The following is a 19518-nucleotide window of genomic DNA, read 5'->3' on the forward strand; positions in this document are numbered from 1 at the left end:
TACTGTTTTAGATATTGTATAGATACACTACAGCGTCAACATTGGCAAACGCCTTAATTTCTTCCGGGGTAAATGCAATTTTATACTGGTCAGCCATGCCTTTTAATGTTTCCATGCGAATTTCAGGTGCGCCTTCCACACTCGGCAAGAAAATCCTGAACTTTTACCTTCGGCTACCAACAGGTTTGAGAAATCAGTCTCAGGTAATGCCTGATAGTAGTTGAATATAGTGAATATCGGCATGAACAGGATCCTGAAATTTATTTGGTTTTGCAGCAAATGTAATATAAAGAAGGTTAGCAGCAAGAAAGCCACGTCGCACATGGCGGTCATGTCAATTGCTGTACTCTTCTTGGAACTCCTTTACTCTAGCCATAATACTTTGATTAAATATATAGTGTTATTAAAATAATTAATTTCAGGCCCTAACCTTATCAGGCCAATGGGTCAAATATTAACACTAAAATTTCAGTTAAACGCGATAGTGAAGGCCCTATTCACCTTGATGGTGAGCCTGAAACAGCCGGCAAAGTCATAGAAATTAATATTTTACCAAACTCGTTAAAGGTAATAGTAGGGAAGGAGTTTTAATCATGTCAAAAAAGAATAAGAATTTTACCGGAGTAATGTATTCTACCGATCCCGGTTTTCAATATAACGAGGGCAATGCCGGCAATACGGTAACGCTACCCCCACAACAACAAAACCTGCGAATTTTTTTAGATAGAAAGGGTGGCGGTAAACTTGTAACAGCCATAGCCGGCTTTGTAGGTACTAATGCCGACCTCGAAGGGATAGGCAAAACGTTAAAAAGCAAATGCGGCGTTGGCGGTACAGTAAAAGATGGTGAGATAAAAATTCAAGGCGATTTTAGAGACAAGGTTTTAGCGCTATTACTGGCAGATGGGTATAAAGCGAAAAAGCAGGTGGATAAATACTCCAAATAAAAATCATACGTTAATTAGTACAATAATATAAAAATGATTAGTTACGCACATTGACTAATTTTTTAGTTATTATTGTATTTATAAAAAAATACAGCCAGGTGCTTGCATTTGCATATAAACCTGTTAATATTGCGCCACCAATTATAATTTTTTATAATAATAGTTATTGCAATTACGTTGCATTTGTGTATATTAGATGCGCCGTTATATCATTGGTTGTTTGTAAAGAAGAGATAACTGATTTATACAGGCGGGTTTATATAACGACAACTGCTTTTATAACAAGATAATTACAGAAGTATAACAGTATAATTACATAACTTTTGTAACTTATCGCTTGCTATTATAAAAATAATAAGTTTTATTGTAAAAAATTGTTGTAACAAGTATTGATTTTAATTGGCGTAATAATTAAAAGTGTATATGTTGCAACTGAATGTTAAATAATTATTAAAGAATTACAAAAAGTTTTTTTATTTCATTTAAATTCTATTTTTGTTATCCGCTTAAAAAACACACAATTAACTAACTAAAAATAAACAAAAACTAAAAACTAAAATTTAAAAGTAATGGCAAACGCACCAACAAAACCAACTACCGTTAAAAAAGAAAGCTCAAGTGCATCTGGCATGTTTGCGACCTTGACTATCCCACTTTGTATCTTAACAACAGTATTAATTTTCTTCTTCATATTAGCAGATCCAAGTCACTATAAAGGTGGTGACGTTAACGCCGGAGAGCCGGAAGATGTGTTTGGTATAGTTCACAGAGGTGGATACCTTGTACCATTGGTTATGGCATATGTATTAATGGTAATTGTATTCTCTATAGAACGTTTTATTGTTATTGGTAAAGCAGCAGGCACTGCAAGTGTTGACGCTTTTGTTAGAAAAGTACAAGGCTTCTTAACTGCAGGTAACATCGACGCAGCTTCTGCTGAGTGCGACAAGCAAAAAGGTTCTGTAGCTAACGTTATAAAATCAGGTTTGAAAAAATACCGCGAAATGGAAGTTGATACAACTTTAGATGTTGATCAAAAAACATTAGCTATCCAAAAAGATATTGAAGAAGCAACAGCTTTAGAGATGCCTATGTTAGAGCAAAACTTAACCATTATTGCTACTTTAGTATCTATCGGTACCTTAACCGGTCTGTTAGGTACGGTAATCGGTATGATCAAGGCCTTCCACGAATTAGCAGGATCTGGCGCTAACACAGCAGCGTTATCATCAGCTATCTCTGAAGCATTGGTTAACACCGCGTTAGGTATCGGTACTTCTGCATTATCAATTGTAATGTACAACGTGTTTACATCAAAAATTGATGGTTTGACTTATGCTATCGACGAAACAGGTTTCAGCATTGTATCTACATTTGCTGCAACCCATAAAAACAAATAAATTTTAGTGTTAATATTCAGGCCCTGATAAGGTTAGGGCCTGAAATTAATTATTTTAATAACACTATATATTTAATCAAAGTATTATGGCTAGAGTAAAAGTTCCAAGGAAGAGTACAGCAATTGACATGACCGCCATGTGCGACGTGGCTTTCTTGCTGCTAACCTTCTTTATATTATCTGCAAAACCAAAAGTTCAGGATCCTGTTCATGCCGATATTCCTGCTTCAACTACTATCCGGGCATTACCTGAGACTGATTTCTCAAGCCTGTTGGTAGCCGAAGGTAAAGTTTTCTTTAGTGTGGAAGGCGCAGAAATTCGCATGGAAACATTAAAAGGCATGGCTGACCAGTATAAAATTGCATTTACCCCGGAAGAAATTAAGGCGTTTGCCAATGTTGACGCTGTAGGTGTATCTATACAATATCTAAAACAGTACTGGCAATGACATCTAAAGAAAGGTCGACAGTGGCTCAACCTGGTGTACCTGTTGATACTACTGACAATAACGAATTGTACTGGTGGGTTAAAAATGCCCGTAAAGCTGATAAGCTAATGCACAACAAAGAGTTAAAAATAGCTATTAAAGGCGATTCGAAAGAGGAGTATCCTACAATTGCAAAAATTATTAAAACCCTGCAGAAGCAGAAAGTTAACAAATTTGGTTTAATCACATCGTTAAAAACGGTGCAAAAATAATTAGAAATGGCAGAATTAGATACCTCCGGCGGGGGTAAAAAAGGCGGCGGTAAGGTAAGAAGTAAAAAAGCATCAACGCGCGTGGATTTAACCGCGATGGTGGATTTGGCTTTCTTGCTCATCACCTTCTTTATCCTTACCACAACGCTGCAAAAACCAAAAGCAATGGATTTGACCATGCCTGATAAGGATGACAATCATAACCAATTGCCTGTACCCGAAACCAGAACTATGACTGTATTATTAGGTAAAGATAATAAGGTTGAGTGGTATATGGGGTTACCCCAAAAACCATTAACGGCGCCAGAAGTTACCGGTTTTGGTAAAAATGGCATCCGCCAGGCCTTATTTGATAGAGGCAAAGAAGTTTTGGCAAGGTCGGGCAAATCAATGATTGTACTGATCAAACCAAGCGACAAGTCTACCTATGCGGATATGGTTTCAATGATGGATGAGTTAAACATAGTTGGCAATGAATCGCGGGCTATTGTTGATATCAGCCAGTTAGAAATTGATCTGCTGAAAAGAGACAATTTATATTAATAATTAACGTAACATTAAAAGCTTCAAATAATGCTGGGATCTAAATTAGATATATTAAAGCAGGAGTGGATTGACGTTGTTTTTAACGACAGAAACAAAGCTTATGGTGCATACGAGTTAAGAAAGAAAAACGGGGTAGAACCAGCCGTGCTTTCCTATACGGTGCAGCATTCTTTATATTTGTTATATCGTTACCAACAATCATCAATAAACTTGAGGGATTTATCCCTAAAGCGCCTGTAAAAGTAAAGATCACCGATGTGGTATTAACACCACCGCCGGTTGATGCGAAAAAATTACCGCCACCTCCGCCACCCGAACCACCTAAACCAAAAGTGGATCAGGTTAAATTCCCTCCTCCGATTGTAAAACCGGATAACGAGGTGAAAGACGAACCGCCTACTCAAAAAGATTTGAAAATGGCAGACCCCGGTCAAGCAAATCAGAAAGGCGATCCTACTGCAGACATCAGGATTGATGAGCCGGTAGGTAACTCTGATACTAAAGCGGTTACTGAGGATGAGAACAAGATTTTTAGCCGGTAGAAAAACAACCGTGTTTCCCGGCGGTTTGGAAGCATTTGGTAAATACTTAGCCAACAATATCAAGTTCCCGGCTGTTGACAGAGAAAATGGTACAAGTGGCAGGGTTATCTGCTCGTTCGTTGTTGAAAAGGACGGTAGCTTAACTGACATCAAAGCTGTGCGTAGTCCAAGCCAAACCATGGCAGACGAGGCCATCCGTGTTTTGAAAAAGTCACCAAAATGGACGCCTGGTATTCAAAATAATCGCCCGGTTCGTGTAAATTATACCGTACCAATTGCATTCCAATTAGGAGAAGAAAACTAATTGTATGCCATCTGGGTTTCATAATAAGCAGAAATCGCTCAAAAGGCGGTTTCTGTTTATTTTAGGAGCAGCAGCATTTGTCTGCTATTTGGCCTTTGGCCTTTTAGTTATATTCTGGGATGAAATATTACCCGATTATGGCTACAAAAAGTAATGTTTGGCTGCCTGCTTATTATATATGGGACATATAGATTTGCACGATTATTTAAAAAACAAGAAGAGGGTGATGAAGAATAGAGCCGGTTATTTAATGGCAGGCCTTTTGCTCCTGATAAGCTTTATGGCTTGTAAGCAAAAGCCAACAACAGTAGTACAAACAGAAACGGTTAACTCGGGCACTATAAAAATTGCTGCAGATGAATCGTTTCAACCTATAGTTGATGAAGAGGCTTATGTATTTAAGCAATTAAATACCAACGCGAAAGTTGGTATTACATACCAGACAGAAAATGGTGTGCTGCGTTTATTACTAAACGATAGTATTCGGTTTGCAATATTATCGCGCGAGTTAAATGACGAAGAAATAAAAATATTAAAGGATAGGACACTACCGCCTGTTGTTAACAGGTTTGCAGTTGACGCCATTACGTTCATAGTAAATAAAGCATCAACCGATACCTTAACATCGGTAAATGAAATTAAAAAAATGTTAAACGGGCAGACTAAAACGACTACTGATATCGTTTTTGATAACCCGAACTCGAGTTTAATCCGCTACCTGAAGGCGTTTTCAGGAAATAAGGACCTTAAACTAAAAAACATTTTTGCTGTCAAAGATAATAAAGAAGTTATAAGATATATAAGTACACATCCGCAAGCCATAGGTATAACCGGTTTTAACTGGTTAAACGACCCGGATAAAGATTATGCTGACGCGGTAAAGAATGTTAAAATAGTTGCTGTGAAAGATGAGAACAGTAAAGAGGCCCCTGCTCAATACTTTAAGCCATCTCAAACTACACTGGCGCTAAATCAATACCCTTTTGCAAGGGGGCTGTATATTATAAACAGTACTGGTAAAATGGGGTTAGGTACTGGGTTTGCACAATTTTTGTTGAGCGAACGCGGACAAAGGGTTATCCTCAGATCAGGTATATTGCCAGATTCGATACCCCAAAGAGAAATAATTATAAAACGTAAATTTTAAATAAATATCTAACTATAATAATAATAAAGATGAAGATGATCAGTAAAATAGCTAAGGTGGCAATAGGGCTGGTATTTATAGGATCAGCAGTTTTTGGGCAAAGCCTTGCCGATGCTAAAAAAGCTATTGACGCCGAGCAGTATCAAAAAGCAAAAGGAATGCTTAAAAACCTAACGGTTACGCAGCCAACCGTTGATGAGAACTTTTTTACCGGGATGGGTATATCTTATTCAGGATTATGCCGATTCTGCTAAAACAGCATTTAACAAAGGTATAGCTGCCGGTCCAAAATCGGCTATAAATTATGTAGGCTTAGGTGCAGTTGCGCTTCAAAGTAATGATGAGGCCGGTGCCACATCTAATTTTAACCAGCTATTACTTTAGCATCAAAAAAGACAGCAAGCCATATTTATATATCGGTAAAGCATATTTGTTAGATGCTAAGGACGGAAAATTCCCGGCCGCAAAAGCAAATGCAGCCATTGATGCCTTAACAAAAGGGAAGGCCGTTAATCCTAAAGATGCCGAATTGTTTGTAATATTAGGTAACGCGTACCGCTCTCAATTAAAAAGCAACGAGGCCTATGACGCTTATCAGGCAGCTTTAACGCTTGATCCGAAATCTACTATCGCGCACGTTGCCGAAGGTGTATTGTGGAAATATGCGGATAACTTTGAAAGCTCTGAAAAAGAATTTGCCGCAGCTATAGCCATCGACCCGAATTTTGGCCCTGCTTACCGCGAGTTAGCAGAAACAAACCTTACACAGGCGCAATCAAATATTAAGGTTGCATCTGTTAAGGTAAAAGAAGGTGTTGAAAACTATAAAAAATACCTGAGCTTAACTGATGAGTCTACAGAGTCACTGCTACGTTACGCCGACTTCCCTGGTTAACGCAGGTGATTATGTTACTTACAGGAAGTTACTACCAAGTTATCAAAATCAGGCACGGTTAACCCGCGGATCTATCGTTACTTAGGTTACGCTGCTTATGAAAATAAGGATTATGCAGCAGGATTAACAGCTATTAACAACTGGTTCTCTAAAGCTACGGCTAATCGTATTTTACCGCGCGATTATTACTATCTGGGCCGTTTGCAACTTGCAAATCAAGATACCACCAATGCTATTGCTACTTATAGGAAATATGCAGAGCTTGATACAGTAAAAGCATTAGACGCTTATACAGAGATAGCCAATATTTACAAAGCCAAAAAAGATTATTTAAATACAGCTAAAACTTACGAAGAGCTAACAACTAAGGTGCATAAGCCTTTAGTTACTGAACACTTGTATCAGGGCATTTACTATTACTTCTCATTTAGTTCTAAAAACCCTGATTCTACCCTTTTAGTGAAAGCTGATTCAGCATTAAGTTATGTTCAAAGAGTTATGGTTGAGAAACCGGTGCCATTAGAATATATGTATCGTGCACGGGTAGCTTTGGTAAGAGATCCGGATTTGACTAATATGAAAGGGTTACCTAAGCCATATTATGACAAAGTTATTGAGTTATACACTGCAACGCCGCCAACCTCTGATCGCGAGAAGAAAGATTTGGCCGAGGCGTACGCGTACTTAGGCACGTATGCACAATACCATGATAAGGACGATGCTAAAGCGGCAGAGAATTTTAATAAAGCAAAAGAGTTAGACCCGGCTAATAGACAAGCTGCTTACTATTTCGACAGCAAAAATACCCCGCCAACGCCACCTACACCACCAGCAAAACCAAAAAGAGCCGGTACAAAATAATTTTTAATTGATACAAAATAATATTTAATAAAAAAGGCCTCGACAGAGGCCTTTTTTATTACCAACCCATTTGTATATTTGCACCCATGGAAGTACAAAGTTTACCGGTTAATTATTTACCTATCATTTTCCAAATGATAGTGGCTATAGGTTTTGTGGTTGGTACCATGTTTGTAACACACAAAATAGGCCCCAAGCGTGTAACTAAAGATAAGTTGACGCCATTTGAGTCGGGTATTGAGGTTATTGGTAATGCGCGTACACCTATTTCCATCAAATATTTCTGGTAGCTATCCTTTTTGTATTGTTTGATGTGGAAGTGATTTTTATGTATCCATGGGCAGTAAACTTCAGGGAACTTGGTGCAAGTGGTATGTATGAAATGTTTATATTCATGGCTACGCTGCTGGCAGGCTTCATCTATGTCATAAAAAAAGGCGCTTTAAACTGGGATTAATTAGCGCTTCGACAACTTACCCTACCTTGCTGATAGTATTTGTTTAGAATTATTCTAAATATATTTCCTGTCATTAATAGTGTACTAAATACAAGGTTTTTTATCATAAATTTGCGCTTTCTATTCAAGTTTTTGGATAGAAATTTGTAGTAATAGATTTCATGAGTGATATTCAAATAGTTGGTGCTCCTGCCGGTGTAGAAGGATCAGGATTTTTTGCTACTTCGCTGGATAAAGCGGTAGGTTTAGCCCGTGCAAATTCTTTATGGCCATTACCTTTTGCAACATCATGCTGCGGTATTGAGTTTATGGCTACCATGGCTTCGCATTATGATCTGTCGCGTTTTGGTGCTGAGCGTTTAAGTTTCTCACCGCGGCAGGCCGATCTGTTAATGGTGATGGGTACCATTGCTAAGAAAATGGCCCCGGTATTGCGCCAGGTTTACCTGCAAATGGCTGAGCCGCGTTGGGTTATGGCTGTCGGCGCCTGCGCATCAAGTGGTGGTATTTTTGATACTTATTCGGTTTTGCAAGGTATAGATGAGATCATCCCGGTTGACGTTTATGTACCGGGTTGCCCGCCACGCCCCGAAGCTATTATTGATGGCTTTATGCACATACAGGAATTGGTTAAAACAGAATCGACACGCAGGAGGGATACTCCTGAGTACCAAAAACTATTAGCTTCATACGGTATACAGTAAATGGGTAAGATAACTAACGAAGAGCTTTTAGCAAGCATCAATAGTAAATTTGAGGGGCAAATTATCACTTTAGGCGACCCTTACGGTTTGCTGACTGTTGAAACTAATGCCGAAACCATCACTGCCTTATTAGGTTTTATAAAAACGACCCCACCCTTCAATTTATTTATTTGACGGATATCACCGCTGTACACTATCCTGACCAGAAAAGACCATCGGTGTTGTTTACCATGTGCATAGCCTGGTTAATAATGTACGTATCCGTATCAAGGTATTTATTGACGGCGAAAATTGCCATATCCCAACAGCTACAACGCTATGGGAAGGCGCTAACTGGATGGAGCGCGAAACGTATGACCTTTTCGGGGTGATATTTGACGGCCACCCAGATTTGCGCAGAATATTAAATGTTGACGACATGACGGCCTTCCCGATGAGAAAAGAGTTCCCGTTGGAAGACCCTAACCGTGTTGATAAAAAGATTATTTTTTCGGAAGATAAAAGATGCAGAACCATCCGGTATATACAGATAACGATCCGCAGAACGAACTATCGACCCTAAACTTAGGGCCAACGCACCCGGCTACGCATGGTGTATTTCAAAACGTACTGCAGTTAGATGGCGAAAGAATTGTTAGCGGCGTATCAACCATCGGATACATCCACCGCGCTTTCGAGAAGATTGCCGAACACAGGCCATTTTATCAGATAACACCACTAACAGATCGGCTTAACTATTGCTCATCACCCATAAATAACATGGGCTGGCACATGACGGTTGAAAAACTGTTGGGCATCACCACCCCCAAACGTGTAGATTACCTGCGCGTAATTGTAATGGAGCTTGCCCGTATCAGCGACCACATTGTATGTAACGGTGTATTAGGTGTTGACACCGGCGCGTTTACGGGTTTCCTATACATGATGGAGTATCGCGAAGCTATTTATGAGATCTATGAAGAAGTTTGCGGTTCGCGTTTAACAACTAACATAGGGCGTATCGGTGGTTTCGAGCGTAATTTTAACGCCATAGCTTTCGCTAAGCTTCGTAAGTTTTTGGTTGATTTCCCTAAGACGCTAAAAGAATTTGAATCGTTATTTAACCGTAACCGCATATTTGTTGACCGTACCAAAGGCGTTGCAGCGGTAACTGCCGAAGAAGCGTTAAGCTTTAGCTGGAGCGGTCCGTTACTGCGTGCTGCCGGTGTAGATTACGACGTTAGGGCGATGAACCCTTATTCGTCATACGAAGATTTTGAGTTTGAAGTACCTGTTGGCGAGAACGGCGACGTTTACAACCGTTTCCTGGTACGTAATGAAGAAATGTGGCAAAGCCTTCGCTTAATTGAACAGGCTTTGGTAAAGCTGGAAAAAGAACCCTCAGATATTTTCCATGCTGATGTACCTGAGTTTTACCTGCCTCCAAAAGAGGAAGTTTACAATAACATGGAAGCATTGATCTATCACTTTAAAATTGTGATGGGCGAGATACCTACGCCAAATACCGAAGTATATCACTCGGTTGAGGGCGCTAACGGCGAGTTGGGTTTCTATTTAATTAACGATGGCGGACGCTCGCCTTACCGTTTGCACTTCCGCAGGCCAAGCTTTATTAATTATCAGATGTATGCACCCATGAGTAGGGGCATGTTACTATCTGACGCGATCATAAACATGAGTAGTTTAAACGTTATAGCCGGAGAATTAGATGCTTAGAGTTGAAGACACCGCCTATGAGCCGGTTGAATTTTCGGCTGAGCTAACAGCTAAGTTTGCTGATATTGTAAGCCGTTACCCCGAAGGGAAACAAAAATCCGCATTGCTACCTATACTACATTTGGTACAGGCCGAGTATGGCTGGACCAGCCCGGCGGCAATGGATAAAGTTGCCGAATATTTGAGGATCCAACCTGTTGAGGTTTACGAAGTAGCCTCATTTTATACCATGTATTTTTTACGCCCGCAAGGCAAATACGTTTTGGAGGTTTGCCGCACCGGGCCCTGCTGCCTGGTTGGTGCCGAAAAATAATGGACCATATTGAGCAGCAGTTAGGTGTTAAAGAAGGCGAAGTTACTGCCGACGGCCTGTTTAGCTGGCGCGGAGTTGAATGTTTAGCAGCGTGCGGCTATGCACCTGTTTTACAAATAGGCCCTGAATATACTTTCTATGAAAAGCTAACCAACGAATCTGTTGATCAATTGATAGCTGATTTGAGGGCGAAAGGAAAATAAGTACTAAATGGAATGGACAATGCAAACGTGATAATTGGAGATTCATTATTTGCATTAGGTTTAATTTTAGTATTTATAACAGGCGGATTAAAAGAGAATGGAATTATACTGGTACCGCTGCTTATTGTAGCATTTGCCAGTTGTGTAGTAAGACACATAAATTATTATAACGAAACCGGAAGGTATTTTTAAAAGCGGATGACAGCTAAAGGATGGATGATAGTAAGGGATGTAACTTATGCAATATTAGTTGTATTGTTACTGCTGCCGGGCGATTATAATCCTTTTCCGGGAATTGAAATTACTTACAAGATTATCCTGGTAGTACTTGCTGTTGGCGTACGCGTTTGGCAGCATATTAATTACTATAAGGAAACGGGCAAAATATATTAAGATGGGACGCAAATTACTTTTAGAACATATTAACGTACCCGGCATCAATACTTTTGATGTGTACCGTCAAAAAGGTGGTTACAGATCAGTAGAGAAGGCTTTGAAACAGATGACGCCTGATGAAGTGGTGGAAGAAGTTAAAAAGTCGGGCTTGCGCGGCCGTGGCGGTGCGGGTTTCCCTACCGGGATGAAATGGGGCTTCTGGCTAAGCCGGAAGGCGTTGCCCGTTACCCGGTTTGTAATGCCGATGAATCTGAACCCGGAACATTTAAGGACCGTTTCCTGATGACTTACATTCCTCATGCCTTAATTGAAGGGATGATAGTGGGGAGTTTTGCCTTAGGCGCTAAAGTATCATACATATATGTTCGCGGCGAAATGATGCCGCAGATCAGGATCCTTGAAAAAGCTATTGCCGAAGCTAAAGCTGCCGGTTTTCTGGGAAAAAACATATTAGGCACGGGTTACGACACGGAGCTGTATGTACAACCCGGTGGTGGTGCTTACATCTGCGGCGAAGAAACCGCGCTTTTAGAATCATTGGAAGGCAAACGTGGTAATCCGCGTATCAAACCACCATTCCCGGCTATTGCGGGTTTGTATGGCTGCCCTACCGTGGTAAATAATGTTGAATCAATTGCTGCTGTTGTGCCTATCATTAATGATGGCGGTGAGGAGTATGCTAAAATAGGCATCGGCCGCAGTACCGGTACCAAACTAATATCTGCAGGCGGTAACCTTAATAAACCGGGTGTTTATGAGATAGACCTTGGCCTGCCGGTTGAAGAGTTCTTATACAGTGACGAATATTGCGGTGGCATAGCTAACGGCAAACGTTTAAAAGCGGTTGTCGCAGGTGGTTCATCTGTACCGATTTTGCCGGCTAACCTTTTCTTTAAAACAGCAGCCGGCGAACCGCGTCTGATGAGCTATGAGTCTTTATCAGAAGGAGGATTTGTTAGTGGCAGTATGATGGGATCAGGCGGTTTTATCGCTTTTGATGAAGACCAATGTATTGTACGTAACACCCGGAACTTCGCCCGTTTTTATCACCATGAAAGCTGCGGACAATGTTCGCCTTGCCGTGAAGGTACAGGCTGGATGGAGAAAGTATTACACCGTTTAGAGAACGGTCATGGCAGCATGAGCGATATGGACCTGTTGGTTGATGTATCTAAAAAGATAGAAGGTAATACCATTTGTCCGCTGGGTGACGCGGCAGCATGGCCCGTAGCCAGTGCTATACGCCACTTCCGCGATGAGTTTGAGTGGCATGTGTCGCATCCAAACGAGGCAACAACAAGGAATTATGGTTTAGCACATTATGCTGATCCATTGCCAGCGCCAGCACCGAAACCGGAAGCTACGGCATAATAAAGAAGTTTGTCATCCTGAGCGATAGCGAAGGATCTTCAACAAGCGACAAGCAAAGTGAATAAGATGTTTTGCTTACGCTTAACATGACAAAAAGGAATAAATAAGAAAACTTGACTAATATAAAATGTCAATGAAAGTAACGATAGACGGAATATCAGTAGAGGTACCAGACGGAACATCCATCCTAAACGCCGCGAGGATTATAGGTGGTGATATTGTGCCGCCTGCTATGTGCTACTATTCTAAACTGGCCGGTAGCGGTGGTAAATGCCGTACTTGTTTGGTAAAGGTGAGCAAAGGGTCTGAAAAAGATCCGCGTCCTATGCCTAAGCTGGTAGCGTCATGCCGTACCAACGTAATGGACGGTATGGAAGTGCAAAACATTACCTCGCCCGAAGTTATTGAGGCACGTAAAGGTGTGGTGGAAATGTTATTGATCAATCACCCGTTGGATTGCCCGGTATGCGACCAGGCCGGCGAATGCCACCTGCAAGACTTAAGTTTTGAGCATGGTGTGGTTAAAACCCGTTATGAGTTTGACCGCCGTACATTTAACCGTATTGATATTGGCGATAAGATCCAGCTGCACATGACGCGTTGCATCCTTTGCTACCGTTGCGTGTATGTTGCCGACCAGATAACAGATCACCGTATCCACGGTATCATGAACAGGGGAGACCACTCTGAGATCTCAACTTATATCCACGCAGCTGTTGATAATGATTTCTCTGGTAACGTTATTGATGTTTGCCCGGTAGGCGCGTTAACTGATAAGACCTTCCGCTTTAAAAACCGTGTTTGGTTTACCAAGCCGGTTGAGGCTCACCGCGATTGCGATCACGAAAAATGTAATGGTAAAGTAACCCTTTGGTACAAAGGCGAAGACGTTTTACGAGTTACCGCACGTAAGGATGTTTATGGCGAGGTTGAAGATTTTATTTGCAATACCTGCCGCTTTGATAAAAAGAAAACGGCCGATTGGGTAATAGAAGGCCCGCGCAAAGTATCGCATAAATCAGTTATCAGCTCAAATCATTACGAAACATTGAAACCGTTGCCGGTTGTTAAACCCAACCCTGTATTGCAAGAGGCTAATAAAGAACAATTTGAACGCGAAACACGCTTATAATGGAATTAGCAGACATCATAGTTAAATTTATATTAGTTGTTATCATTTTTGCGATAAGCCCTGGTGATAGCAATGTATTCTACCTATGCCGAGCGTAAAATAGCGGCATTTTTGCAGGACCGTGTTGGCCCTAACCGTGCCGGCCCGTGGGGTATTTTACAACCACTTGCAGATGGTGGCAAAATGTTTTTGAAAGAAGAGATCATCCCTACCAATGCCAGCAGCTTCCTGTTTATTGTAGGCCCGTCACTGGCTATCATGACAGCTTGTATAGGCTCCGCCGTTATTCCGTGGGGACAGCAACTGGTTATAGGCTCGCATGTTATTGATTTGCAAGTTGCCGATATTAACGTTGGGATCCTTTATATCTTCGGTGTAGTATCGTTAGGCGTTTATGGTATAATGATAGGCGGTTGGGCATCAAACAATAAATACTCTTTATTGGGCGCTATCCGCGCGGCTTCGCAAAATATCAGCTATGAAATTTCGATGGGATTATCCATCATAGCCTTATTATTGGTAACAGGTACTTTAAGTCTGCGCGAAATTGCCGAGCAACAACACGGTTGGCACTGGAACGTAATATATCAGCCATTTGGCTTTATACTGTTCCCGGTTTGCGCTTTTGCCGAAACTAACCGTTCGCCGTTTGACTTGCCCGAGTGCGAAACGGAGTTGGTTGGTGGTTATCATACCGAGTACTCGTCAATGAAATTAGGTTTCTACCTGTTTGCCGAATACATTAACATGTTCATATCATCGGCGGTGATGGTTACGCTTTATTGGGGCGCATATAATTATCCGTTTATGGATTGGATGGCAGCGCATGCCGGTGCAAACGCGGCCGTAATATTGGGCGTTGTTTTAATGTTCGCCAAGATATTTTTATTCATATTCTTCTTCATGTGGGTACGTTGGACTATCCCGCGTTTCCGTTATGACCAGTTAATGGATCTGGGTTGGAAAACTTTAATCCCGTTGGCAATAGCTAACATAGTTGTAACCGGTATTGTTATTACTTTAATAAACAGATAAGATGGAGCCGTTAAGTAATAAAAGAAAACAAGTTGATAACAAGCCGCTTAATTTTTTAGAGCGCTCTTATCTGCCTGCAATAGTAAAAGGACTGGGAATTACAATAAGCCACTTTTTTAAAAAGCCGGTAACTATTGCTTACCCGGAAGAAAAACGTGAGTTTTCCGAAAATTTCCGTGGAATGCACTCGCTTAAGCGCGATGAGAATGGTAAAGAACGGTGCACCGCTTGCGGCTTGTGCGCATTATCATGTCCTGCTGAAGCCATAACCATGATAGCTGCAGAGCGCCAGCCGGGTGAAGAGAATTTATACCGTGAAGAAAAATATGCTGCTGTTTATGAGATAAACATGCTGCGTTGCATTTTTTGCGGCCTTTGCGAAGAAGCGTGCCCTAAAGAAGCTATCTATTTAGATGGCGATATAGTACCGTCTGACTATTTAAGGAAGGATTTTATTTACGGCAAAGACAAATTAGTAGAGGCTCCGTTAAATCAATAAGAAGTTTTATACCTTTGCCCATCTTAATATTAAGGGTAGGGTATTTTGTAATAGATAACAAATGAATACATTTTACTTCATCGCGTTTTTATCCGTATTCTTCGCTATTTTGGTGATCACTGCCAAAAATCCGGTGCATAGCATACTTTACCTGATCTTAACGTTCTTTACGTTTACCATACACTACATTTTATTAAACGCACAGTTTTTAGCTATTGTAAACTTTATAGTTTATATGGGAGCGATACTGGTGTTGTTCCTGTATACGCTGATGCTGATGAACCTTAACAAGGAAAGCGAGCAACCCAAATCAAACCTGGTAAAAATTGCAGCCGTAATTGGCGGCGGTTGTTTTTTGGTGACTATTATAGCCTCCATACGTGCTTTAGGGATTTCAGACCCGGTTGTACTTAAGGATCCAAACCGGGCACGGTAAAAAATTTAGGAAAGACATTGTTTAACGAGTATTTATTGCCTTTTGAGGTATCATCTGTATTGCTTTTATCAGCAATGGTTGGTGCTGTATTATTGGCTACTAAAGACCCAAAAACTACAGTATAATGCAGAATTTAACAAACGCAATGCACCTTGTACCGCTTAACCACTATATTATATTAAGCGCGGTCATATTTTCGATAGGCGTAATTGGGGTATTAGTTCGCCGTAACGCTATCGTAATATTTATGTCGGTTGAGCTGATGCTAAATGCGGTGAACCTGTTATTAACAGCTTTCTCTGTTTATTCAAACGACCCGAGCGGGCAGGTATTTGTATTTTTTATAATGGCCCCGGCTGCTGCCGAAGTAGCAATTGGCACGGCTATAATTGTAATGATCTATCGCAACACAAACTCGATAGACATTAACGTGCTGAACAGATTGAAATGGTAGATTGATTTCGGAATCGGATTTTCGATTTCGGATTTGATATATAGTTAAACAAAAGAAAAAACGTACTACGTACAACGTTAAACGTACGACTTAATAAAATGGAGAAATACATCTGGCTTATTCCTTTATTACCGTTAGCCGGTTTCGTTATTAACGGCCTTGGCCGCAATACACTATCAAAAGGCGTTATTGGCTTTATTGGCAGCTTGCTGGTTTTACTATCATTTGGCTTAAGTATAGCTGCTTTTTTCCGGTAAAATCAACCGGACAAGCTATTAATGTTGATGTGTTTAACTGGTTTACTGTAGGTTCGTTACAGGTTAATTTCTCATTTTTGGTCGATCAGCTAAGCTCAATTATGTTGCTGATAATTACCGGGGTGGGTTTTTAATTCACCTGTATTCGGTAGGCTATATGCATGATGATGACGGCTTTGGTAAGTTTTTCGCTTACCTTAACCTGTTTGTTTTCTTTATGCTTTTACTGGTGATGGGATCAAACTACCTGATCATGTTTATTGGCTGGGAAGGTGTGGGATTATGCTCTTATCTGTTGATAGGTTTCTGGTATACCAACCCAAGTTATGCCGATGCCGCCAAGAAAGCATTTGTTATGAACCGTATTGGCGACTTAGGTTTCCTTATCGGTATCTTTTTAATATTTAACACCTTCGGTAGTATAGCTTACGCTGATGTTTTTGGCAAAGCTTTAACCACCCCGGGTGCACCTTTTGTATTGATAACGCTGTTATTGTTTGTTGGCGCGGTAGGTAAATCGGCACAATTGCCATTATTTACCCTGGTTGCCCGATGCGATGGCCGGCCCAACCCCGGTATCAGCGTTGATCCACGCGGCTACGATGGTTACAGCTGGTATTTATATGATAGCCCGCTCCAACATCCTTTTCACAATGGCTCCGCAAACTATGGAGGTTATTGCGATCATAGGATTATTAACCGCAGCTTTCGCGGCATTGATAGCCTTAACACAAACTGACATTAAGAAAGTACTGGCATACTCAACTGTATCACAATTAGGCTATATGTTTTTGGGTTTAGGCGTTGGTGCCTTTACCGGATCTTTCTTCCACGTATTAACCCACGCTTTTTTAAGGCCTTATTATTCCCGGGTGCGGGTTCTGTTATCCACGCCATGAGCGGCGAGCAGGATATGCGCAAAATGGGTGGCTTAAGCGGTAAGATCAAAATTACTTTTGTAACCATGCTGGTTGGTACTATTGCTATCGCAGGTATCCCGCCATTCTCTGGGTTCTTCTCAAAAGACGAAATATTAGCAGCAGCTTATGCACACAGTACTGTGTTTTACGTGATAGGTGTTATTACGGCCATGCTGACGTCATTCTATATGTTCCGGATGATGTACCTTACTTTTTGGGGCAAATTCCGCGGGACGCACGAGCAGGAGCATCATTTACATGAGTCGCCGCCAAGCATGACTATTCCATTGATCGTACTGGCTATATTATCTGCCATCGGTGGTATGATAGGCGTACCTGCGGTAATGGGCGGACATCATGAATTAGGCGCTTATTTGGCACCCGTATTTGAAGAATCGCACAAGATATTAGGCGAACACGAATTAAGCCACAACACCGAATGGATCTTGATGGGTACATCAGTACTTGGGGCATTAATAGCTATGGTATACGCTTATGTAAAATATGTTAAAGGTGCGCACGTTCCGGTTGAGGATACACAAGAACGTGGTTTACTGGCTAACTTATCTTACAATAAATTTTATATCGATGAGATATATGATTTCCTGATCCGTAAACCGCTGGATGCATTGTCTGTGTTCTTCTATAACGTTGTCGACCGTTTAGGTATTGATGGTTTGGTTAACGGCATAGGCAAAAGCGCTGTTGAATCGGGCAAAGGCTTACGTTTACTGCAAACCGGTAACGTAGGGTTCTACATATTTATGATGGTTGCTGGCATTGTTGCCATTTTACTATATAGTTTAAAATTGTTTACAATATAAAATGACGGTTAGTATATTAATATTTTTGCCGGTACTTGCGGCGCTTGCTGTTCTTCTGTTTAAGAATGAAACAGCTAAACACGCGGCATTATTTTTCTCTGTTATTGAGCTGGCAATTGCAGGTGTATTCTGGCAAAGTTTGTACCTGATGCTACCACACAATTTGAAGTTGAAGCTCCCTCGGATACCGCAAATAGGCGCTTACTTTAATGCCGGTATTGATGGTATCAGCATGGTTATGGTATTATTAACTACCGTACTTGTCCCGTTGATAATTTTAACTACCTACAAGCATCAATATAAAAATGCCAATGTATTTTACGCATTAATATTGTTTATGCAGGCCGGCATGCTGGTTGTATTTACTGCATTGGATGGTTTCTTATTTTACGTAGGCTGGGAAGCAGCATTGATACCTATCTATTTCATCTGCTCGCTTTGGGGCGGCGAAAACAGGATCCGTATCACCATCAAATTCTTCATTTACACATTTGCAGGCTCGCTGTTTATGTTGCTGGCTATTATTTATATGTACTTCCAGTCGGCAGGCCAAACTTATGATCTGCATGAATTTTACGCAAGTACTGCAATAACTAAAGATCACCGGGGACTTGTATTCTGGGCATTCTTTCTGGCATTTGCTATCAAGATGCCGTTGTTCCCGTTCCATACCGGCAGCCCGATACTTATACCGAAGCGCCATCAGCAGGTACCATGATGTTATCAGGTATCATGCTTAAAATGGGTATTTACGGTGTTATCCGTTGGATGATCCCTATTGCGCCGATAGGTTTTATAACCTGGCAAACATTAATAATGGTGTTAGCGGTAATAGGCGTGGTTTACGCATCAATTATCGCCTTTAAACAAACCGATGGTAAGCGTTTGGTTGCTTACTCATCAATAGCGCACGTTGGCTTAATTGCAGCCGGTATATTTGCCGGAATACCCGTGGAGTGCAAGGCGCCATGATACAAATGGTTAGCCATGGTATAAACGTAGTGGGTATGTTCTTTATCTGGGATATCATCAGCACCCGTTTAGGCACGCGCGATATTGGCCAGTTAGGCGGTATTGCTAAAGTTGCGCCACAGTTTGCAGTTAAGTTTTTAATTATTGTGCTGGGTACAGTGGCCCTGCCGTTAACCAATGGTTTTATAGGCGAGTTTTTATTATTGAACGGTGTATATCAATTTAATATCTGGTTTGCTGCCGTAGCAGGCTTAACTATCATTTTTGGAGCAGTGTATATGCTGCGTATGTACAAAAATGTAATGCAGGGTACAACCAACCAGTTAACCGCTACGTTTGCAGATATCCATGGGTCAGAGAAAATAGTACTTGTTATTATCTGCATATTAATAATTGGTTTAGGCGTTTATCCGCAGCCTATACTGCACCTATCAGCAGCAGCGGTAGATAATTTAATACACACTGTAAAAATATCAGGTAAGTTTTAA

General features: G+C 41.0%; 20 protein-coding genes and 7 pseudogenes. 26 read left to right on the plus strand and 1 reads right to left on the minus strand.

The genetic code is table 11. The features are described from left to right. Window positions 1-102 precede the first annotated feature (102 nt). Complete coding sequence (locus tag HK413_RS17820) at window positions 103-333, minus strand: biopolymer transporter ExbD (RefSeq protein WP_246230217.1); 231 nt, start codon at window positions 331-333, stop codon at window positions 103-105. A 260-nt stretch (window positions 334-593) separates the two neighbouring features. Here HK413_RS17820 and HK413_RS09865 point away from each other — a divergent pair, with 260 nt between their 5' ends. From HK413_RS09865 to HK413_RS09975, 26 genes and pseudogenes are all read left to right on the plus strand, one after another. Further along, window positions 594-947 (plus strand): translation initiation factor, encoded by a 354-nt coding sequence (locus tag HK413_RS09865; protein ID WP_175270065.1) that lies wholly within the window; start codon window positions 594-596, stop codon window positions 945-947. Between the two features lie 569 nt (window positions 948-1516). Next, window positions 1517-2347, plus strand: a complete 831-nt coding sequence (locus tag HK413_RS09870; protein ID WP_175270066.1) for a MotA/TolQ/ExbB proton channel family protein — start codon at window positions 1517-1519, stop codon at window positions 2345-2347. 85 nt (window positions 2348-2432) lie between these two features. Next, a complete protein-coding gene (locus HK413_RS17825; RefSeq protein ID WP_246230219.1) occupies window positions 2433-2795 on the plus strand; it encodes an ExbD/TolR family protein in 363 nt (120 codons plus the stop codon). Further along, window positions 2792-3046: a hypothetical protein gene (locus HK413_RS17830; RefSeq protein ID WP_246230220.1), complete on the plus strand. Its 255-nt coding sequence runs from the start codon at window positions 2792-2794 to the stop codon at window positions 3044-3046. Before HK413_RS17825 ends, HK413_RS17830 begins: the two co-directional genes overlap by 4 nt. A gap of 6 nt (window positions 3047-3052) precedes the next feature. Further along, complete coding sequence (locus HK413_RS09880; RefSeq protein WP_175270067.1) at window positions 3053-3589, plus strand: ExbD/TolR family protein; 537 nt, start codon at window positions 3053-3055, stop codon at window positions 3587-3589. Window positions 3590-3849: 260 nt separating this feature from the next. Continuing rightward, window positions 3850-4134, plus strand: a complete 285-nt coding sequence (locus HK413_RS21160; RefSeq protein ID WP_317169452.1) for a hypothetical protein — start codon at window positions 3850-3852, stop codon at window positions 4132-4134. Further along, entirely contained in the window at window positions 4109-4438 is a 330-nt protein-coding gene (locus tag HK413_RS21165; RefSeq protein WP_317169453.1) for an energy transducer TonB, read from the plus strand. Before HK413_RS21160 ends, HK413_RS21165 begins: the two co-directional genes overlap by 26 nt. A gap of 178 nt (window positions 4439-4616) precedes the next feature. After that, window positions 4617-5585 (plus strand): PstS family phosphate ABC transporter substrate-binding protein, encoded by a 969-nt coding sequence (locus HK413_RS09890; RefSeq protein WP_175270068.1) that lies wholly within the window; start codon window positions 4617-4619, stop codon window positions 5583-5585. 29 nt (window positions 5586-5614) lie between these two features. Continuing rightward, complete coding sequence (locus HK413_RS09895) at window positions 5615-5839, plus strand: hypothetical protein (protein ID WP_175270069.1); 225 nt, start codon at window positions 5615-5617, stop codon at window positions 5837-5839. 95 nt (window positions 5840-5934) lie between these two features. After that, window positions 5935-6480: a tetratricopeptide repeat protein gene (locus tag HK413_RS09900; RefSeq protein WP_175270070.1), complete on the plus strand. Its 546-nt coding sequence runs from the start codon at window positions 5935-5937 to the stop codon at window positions 6478-6480. Window positions 6481-6681: 201 nt separating this feature from the next. Beyond that, the gene (locus HK413_RS09905) at window positions 6682-7341 is read left to right on the plus strand and encodes a hypothetical protein (RefSeq protein ID WP_175270071.1); all 660 of its coding nucleotides are present in this window, start codon (window positions 6682-6684) and stop codon (window positions 7339-7341) included. A gap of 86 nt (window positions 7342-7427) precedes the next feature. After that, window positions 7428-7798 (plus strand): annotated as a pseudogene (locus HK413_RS09910) (NADH-quinone oxidoreductase subunit A). Window positions 7799-7959: 161 nt separating this feature from the next. Further along, entirely contained in the window at window positions 7960-8502 is a 543-nt protein-coding gene (locus HK413_RS09915; protein ID WP_175270072.1) for an NADH-quinone oxidoreductase subunit B, read from the plus strand. Continuing rightward, window positions 8503-8676 carry a hypothetical protein gene (locus HK413_RS17835; RefSeq protein ID WP_246230222.1) on the plus strand — a complete coding sequence of 58 codons (174 nt, stop codon included), beginning with the start codon at window positions 8503-8505 and terminating at the stop codon, window positions 8674-8676. Between the two features lie 58 nt (window positions 8677-8734). After that, window positions 8735-9064 (plus strand): NADH-quinone oxidoreductase subunit C, encoded by a 330-nt coding sequence (locus HK413_RS17840; protein WP_317169454.1) that lies wholly within the window; start codon window positions 8735-8737, stop codon window positions 9062-9064. Continuing rightward, entirely contained in the window at window positions 9007-10218 is a 1212-nt protein-coding gene (locus HK413_RS09925) for an NADH-quinone oxidoreductase subunit D (protein ID WP_175270073.1), read from the plus strand. Before HK413_RS17840 ends, HK413_RS09925 begins: the two co-directional genes overlap by 58 nt. Then, window positions 10211-10734, plus strand: a pseudogene (locus HK413_RS09930) (NADH-quinone oxidoreductase subunit NuoE family protein). Before HK413_RS09925 ends, HK413_RS09930 begins: the two are co-directional and overlap by 8 nt. Window positions 10735-10932: 198 nt before the next feature. Then, window positions 10933-11127: a hypothetical protein gene (locus HK413_RS09935; RefSeq protein ID WP_175270074.1), complete on the plus strand. Its 195-nt coding sequence runs from the start codon at window positions 10933-10935 to the stop codon at window positions 11125-11127. Between the two features lies 1 nt (window position 11128). After that, window positions 11129-12501 (plus strand): annotated as a pseudogene (gene nuoF, locus HK413_RS09940) (NADH-quinone oxidoreductase subunit NuoF). 133 nt (window positions 12502-12634) lie between these two features. Beyond that, the gene (locus HK413_RS09945) at window positions 12635-13633 is read left to right on the plus strand and encodes a 2Fe-2S iron-sulfur cluster-binding protein (RefSeq protein WP_394353161.1); all 999 of its coding nucleotides are present in this window, start codon (window positions 12635-12637) and stop codon (window positions 13631-13633) included. Then, window positions 13633-14668 (plus strand): annotated as a pseudogene (nuoH, locus tag HK413_RS09950) (NADH-quinone oxidoreductase subunit NuoH). Before HK413_RS09945 ends, nuoH begins: the two are co-directional and overlap by 1 nt. Window position 14669: 1 nt before the next feature. Continuing rightward, window positions 14670-15167, plus strand: coding sequence for a NuoI/complex I 23 kDa subunit family protein (locus HK413_RS09955; RefSeq protein ID WP_175270076.1), 498 nt, complete (start codon window positions 14670-14672; stop codon window positions 15165-15167). 61 nt (window positions 15168-15228) lie between these two features. Then, a pseudogene (locus HK413_RS09960) lies at window positions 15229-15728 on the plus strand (NADH-quinone oxidoreductase subunit J family protein). Continuing rightward, a complete protein-coding gene (gene nuoK / locus HK413_RS09965) occupies window positions 15728-16057 on the plus strand; it encodes an NADH-quinone oxidoreductase subunit NuoK (protein WP_175270077.1) in 330 nt (109 codons plus the stop codon). Before HK413_RS09960 ends, nuoK begins: the two are co-directional and overlap by 1 nt. Before the next feature lie 98 nt (window positions 16058-16155). Then, window positions 16156-18058 (plus strand): annotated as a pseudogene (gene nuoL / locus HK413_RS22225) (NADH-quinone oxidoreductase subunit L). Between the two features lie 349 nt (window positions 18059-18407). Beyond that, window positions 18408-19518, plus strand: a pseudogene (locus tag HK413_RS09975) (complex I subunit 4 family protein).

The organism is Mucilaginibacter humi, assembly GCF_013087555.1.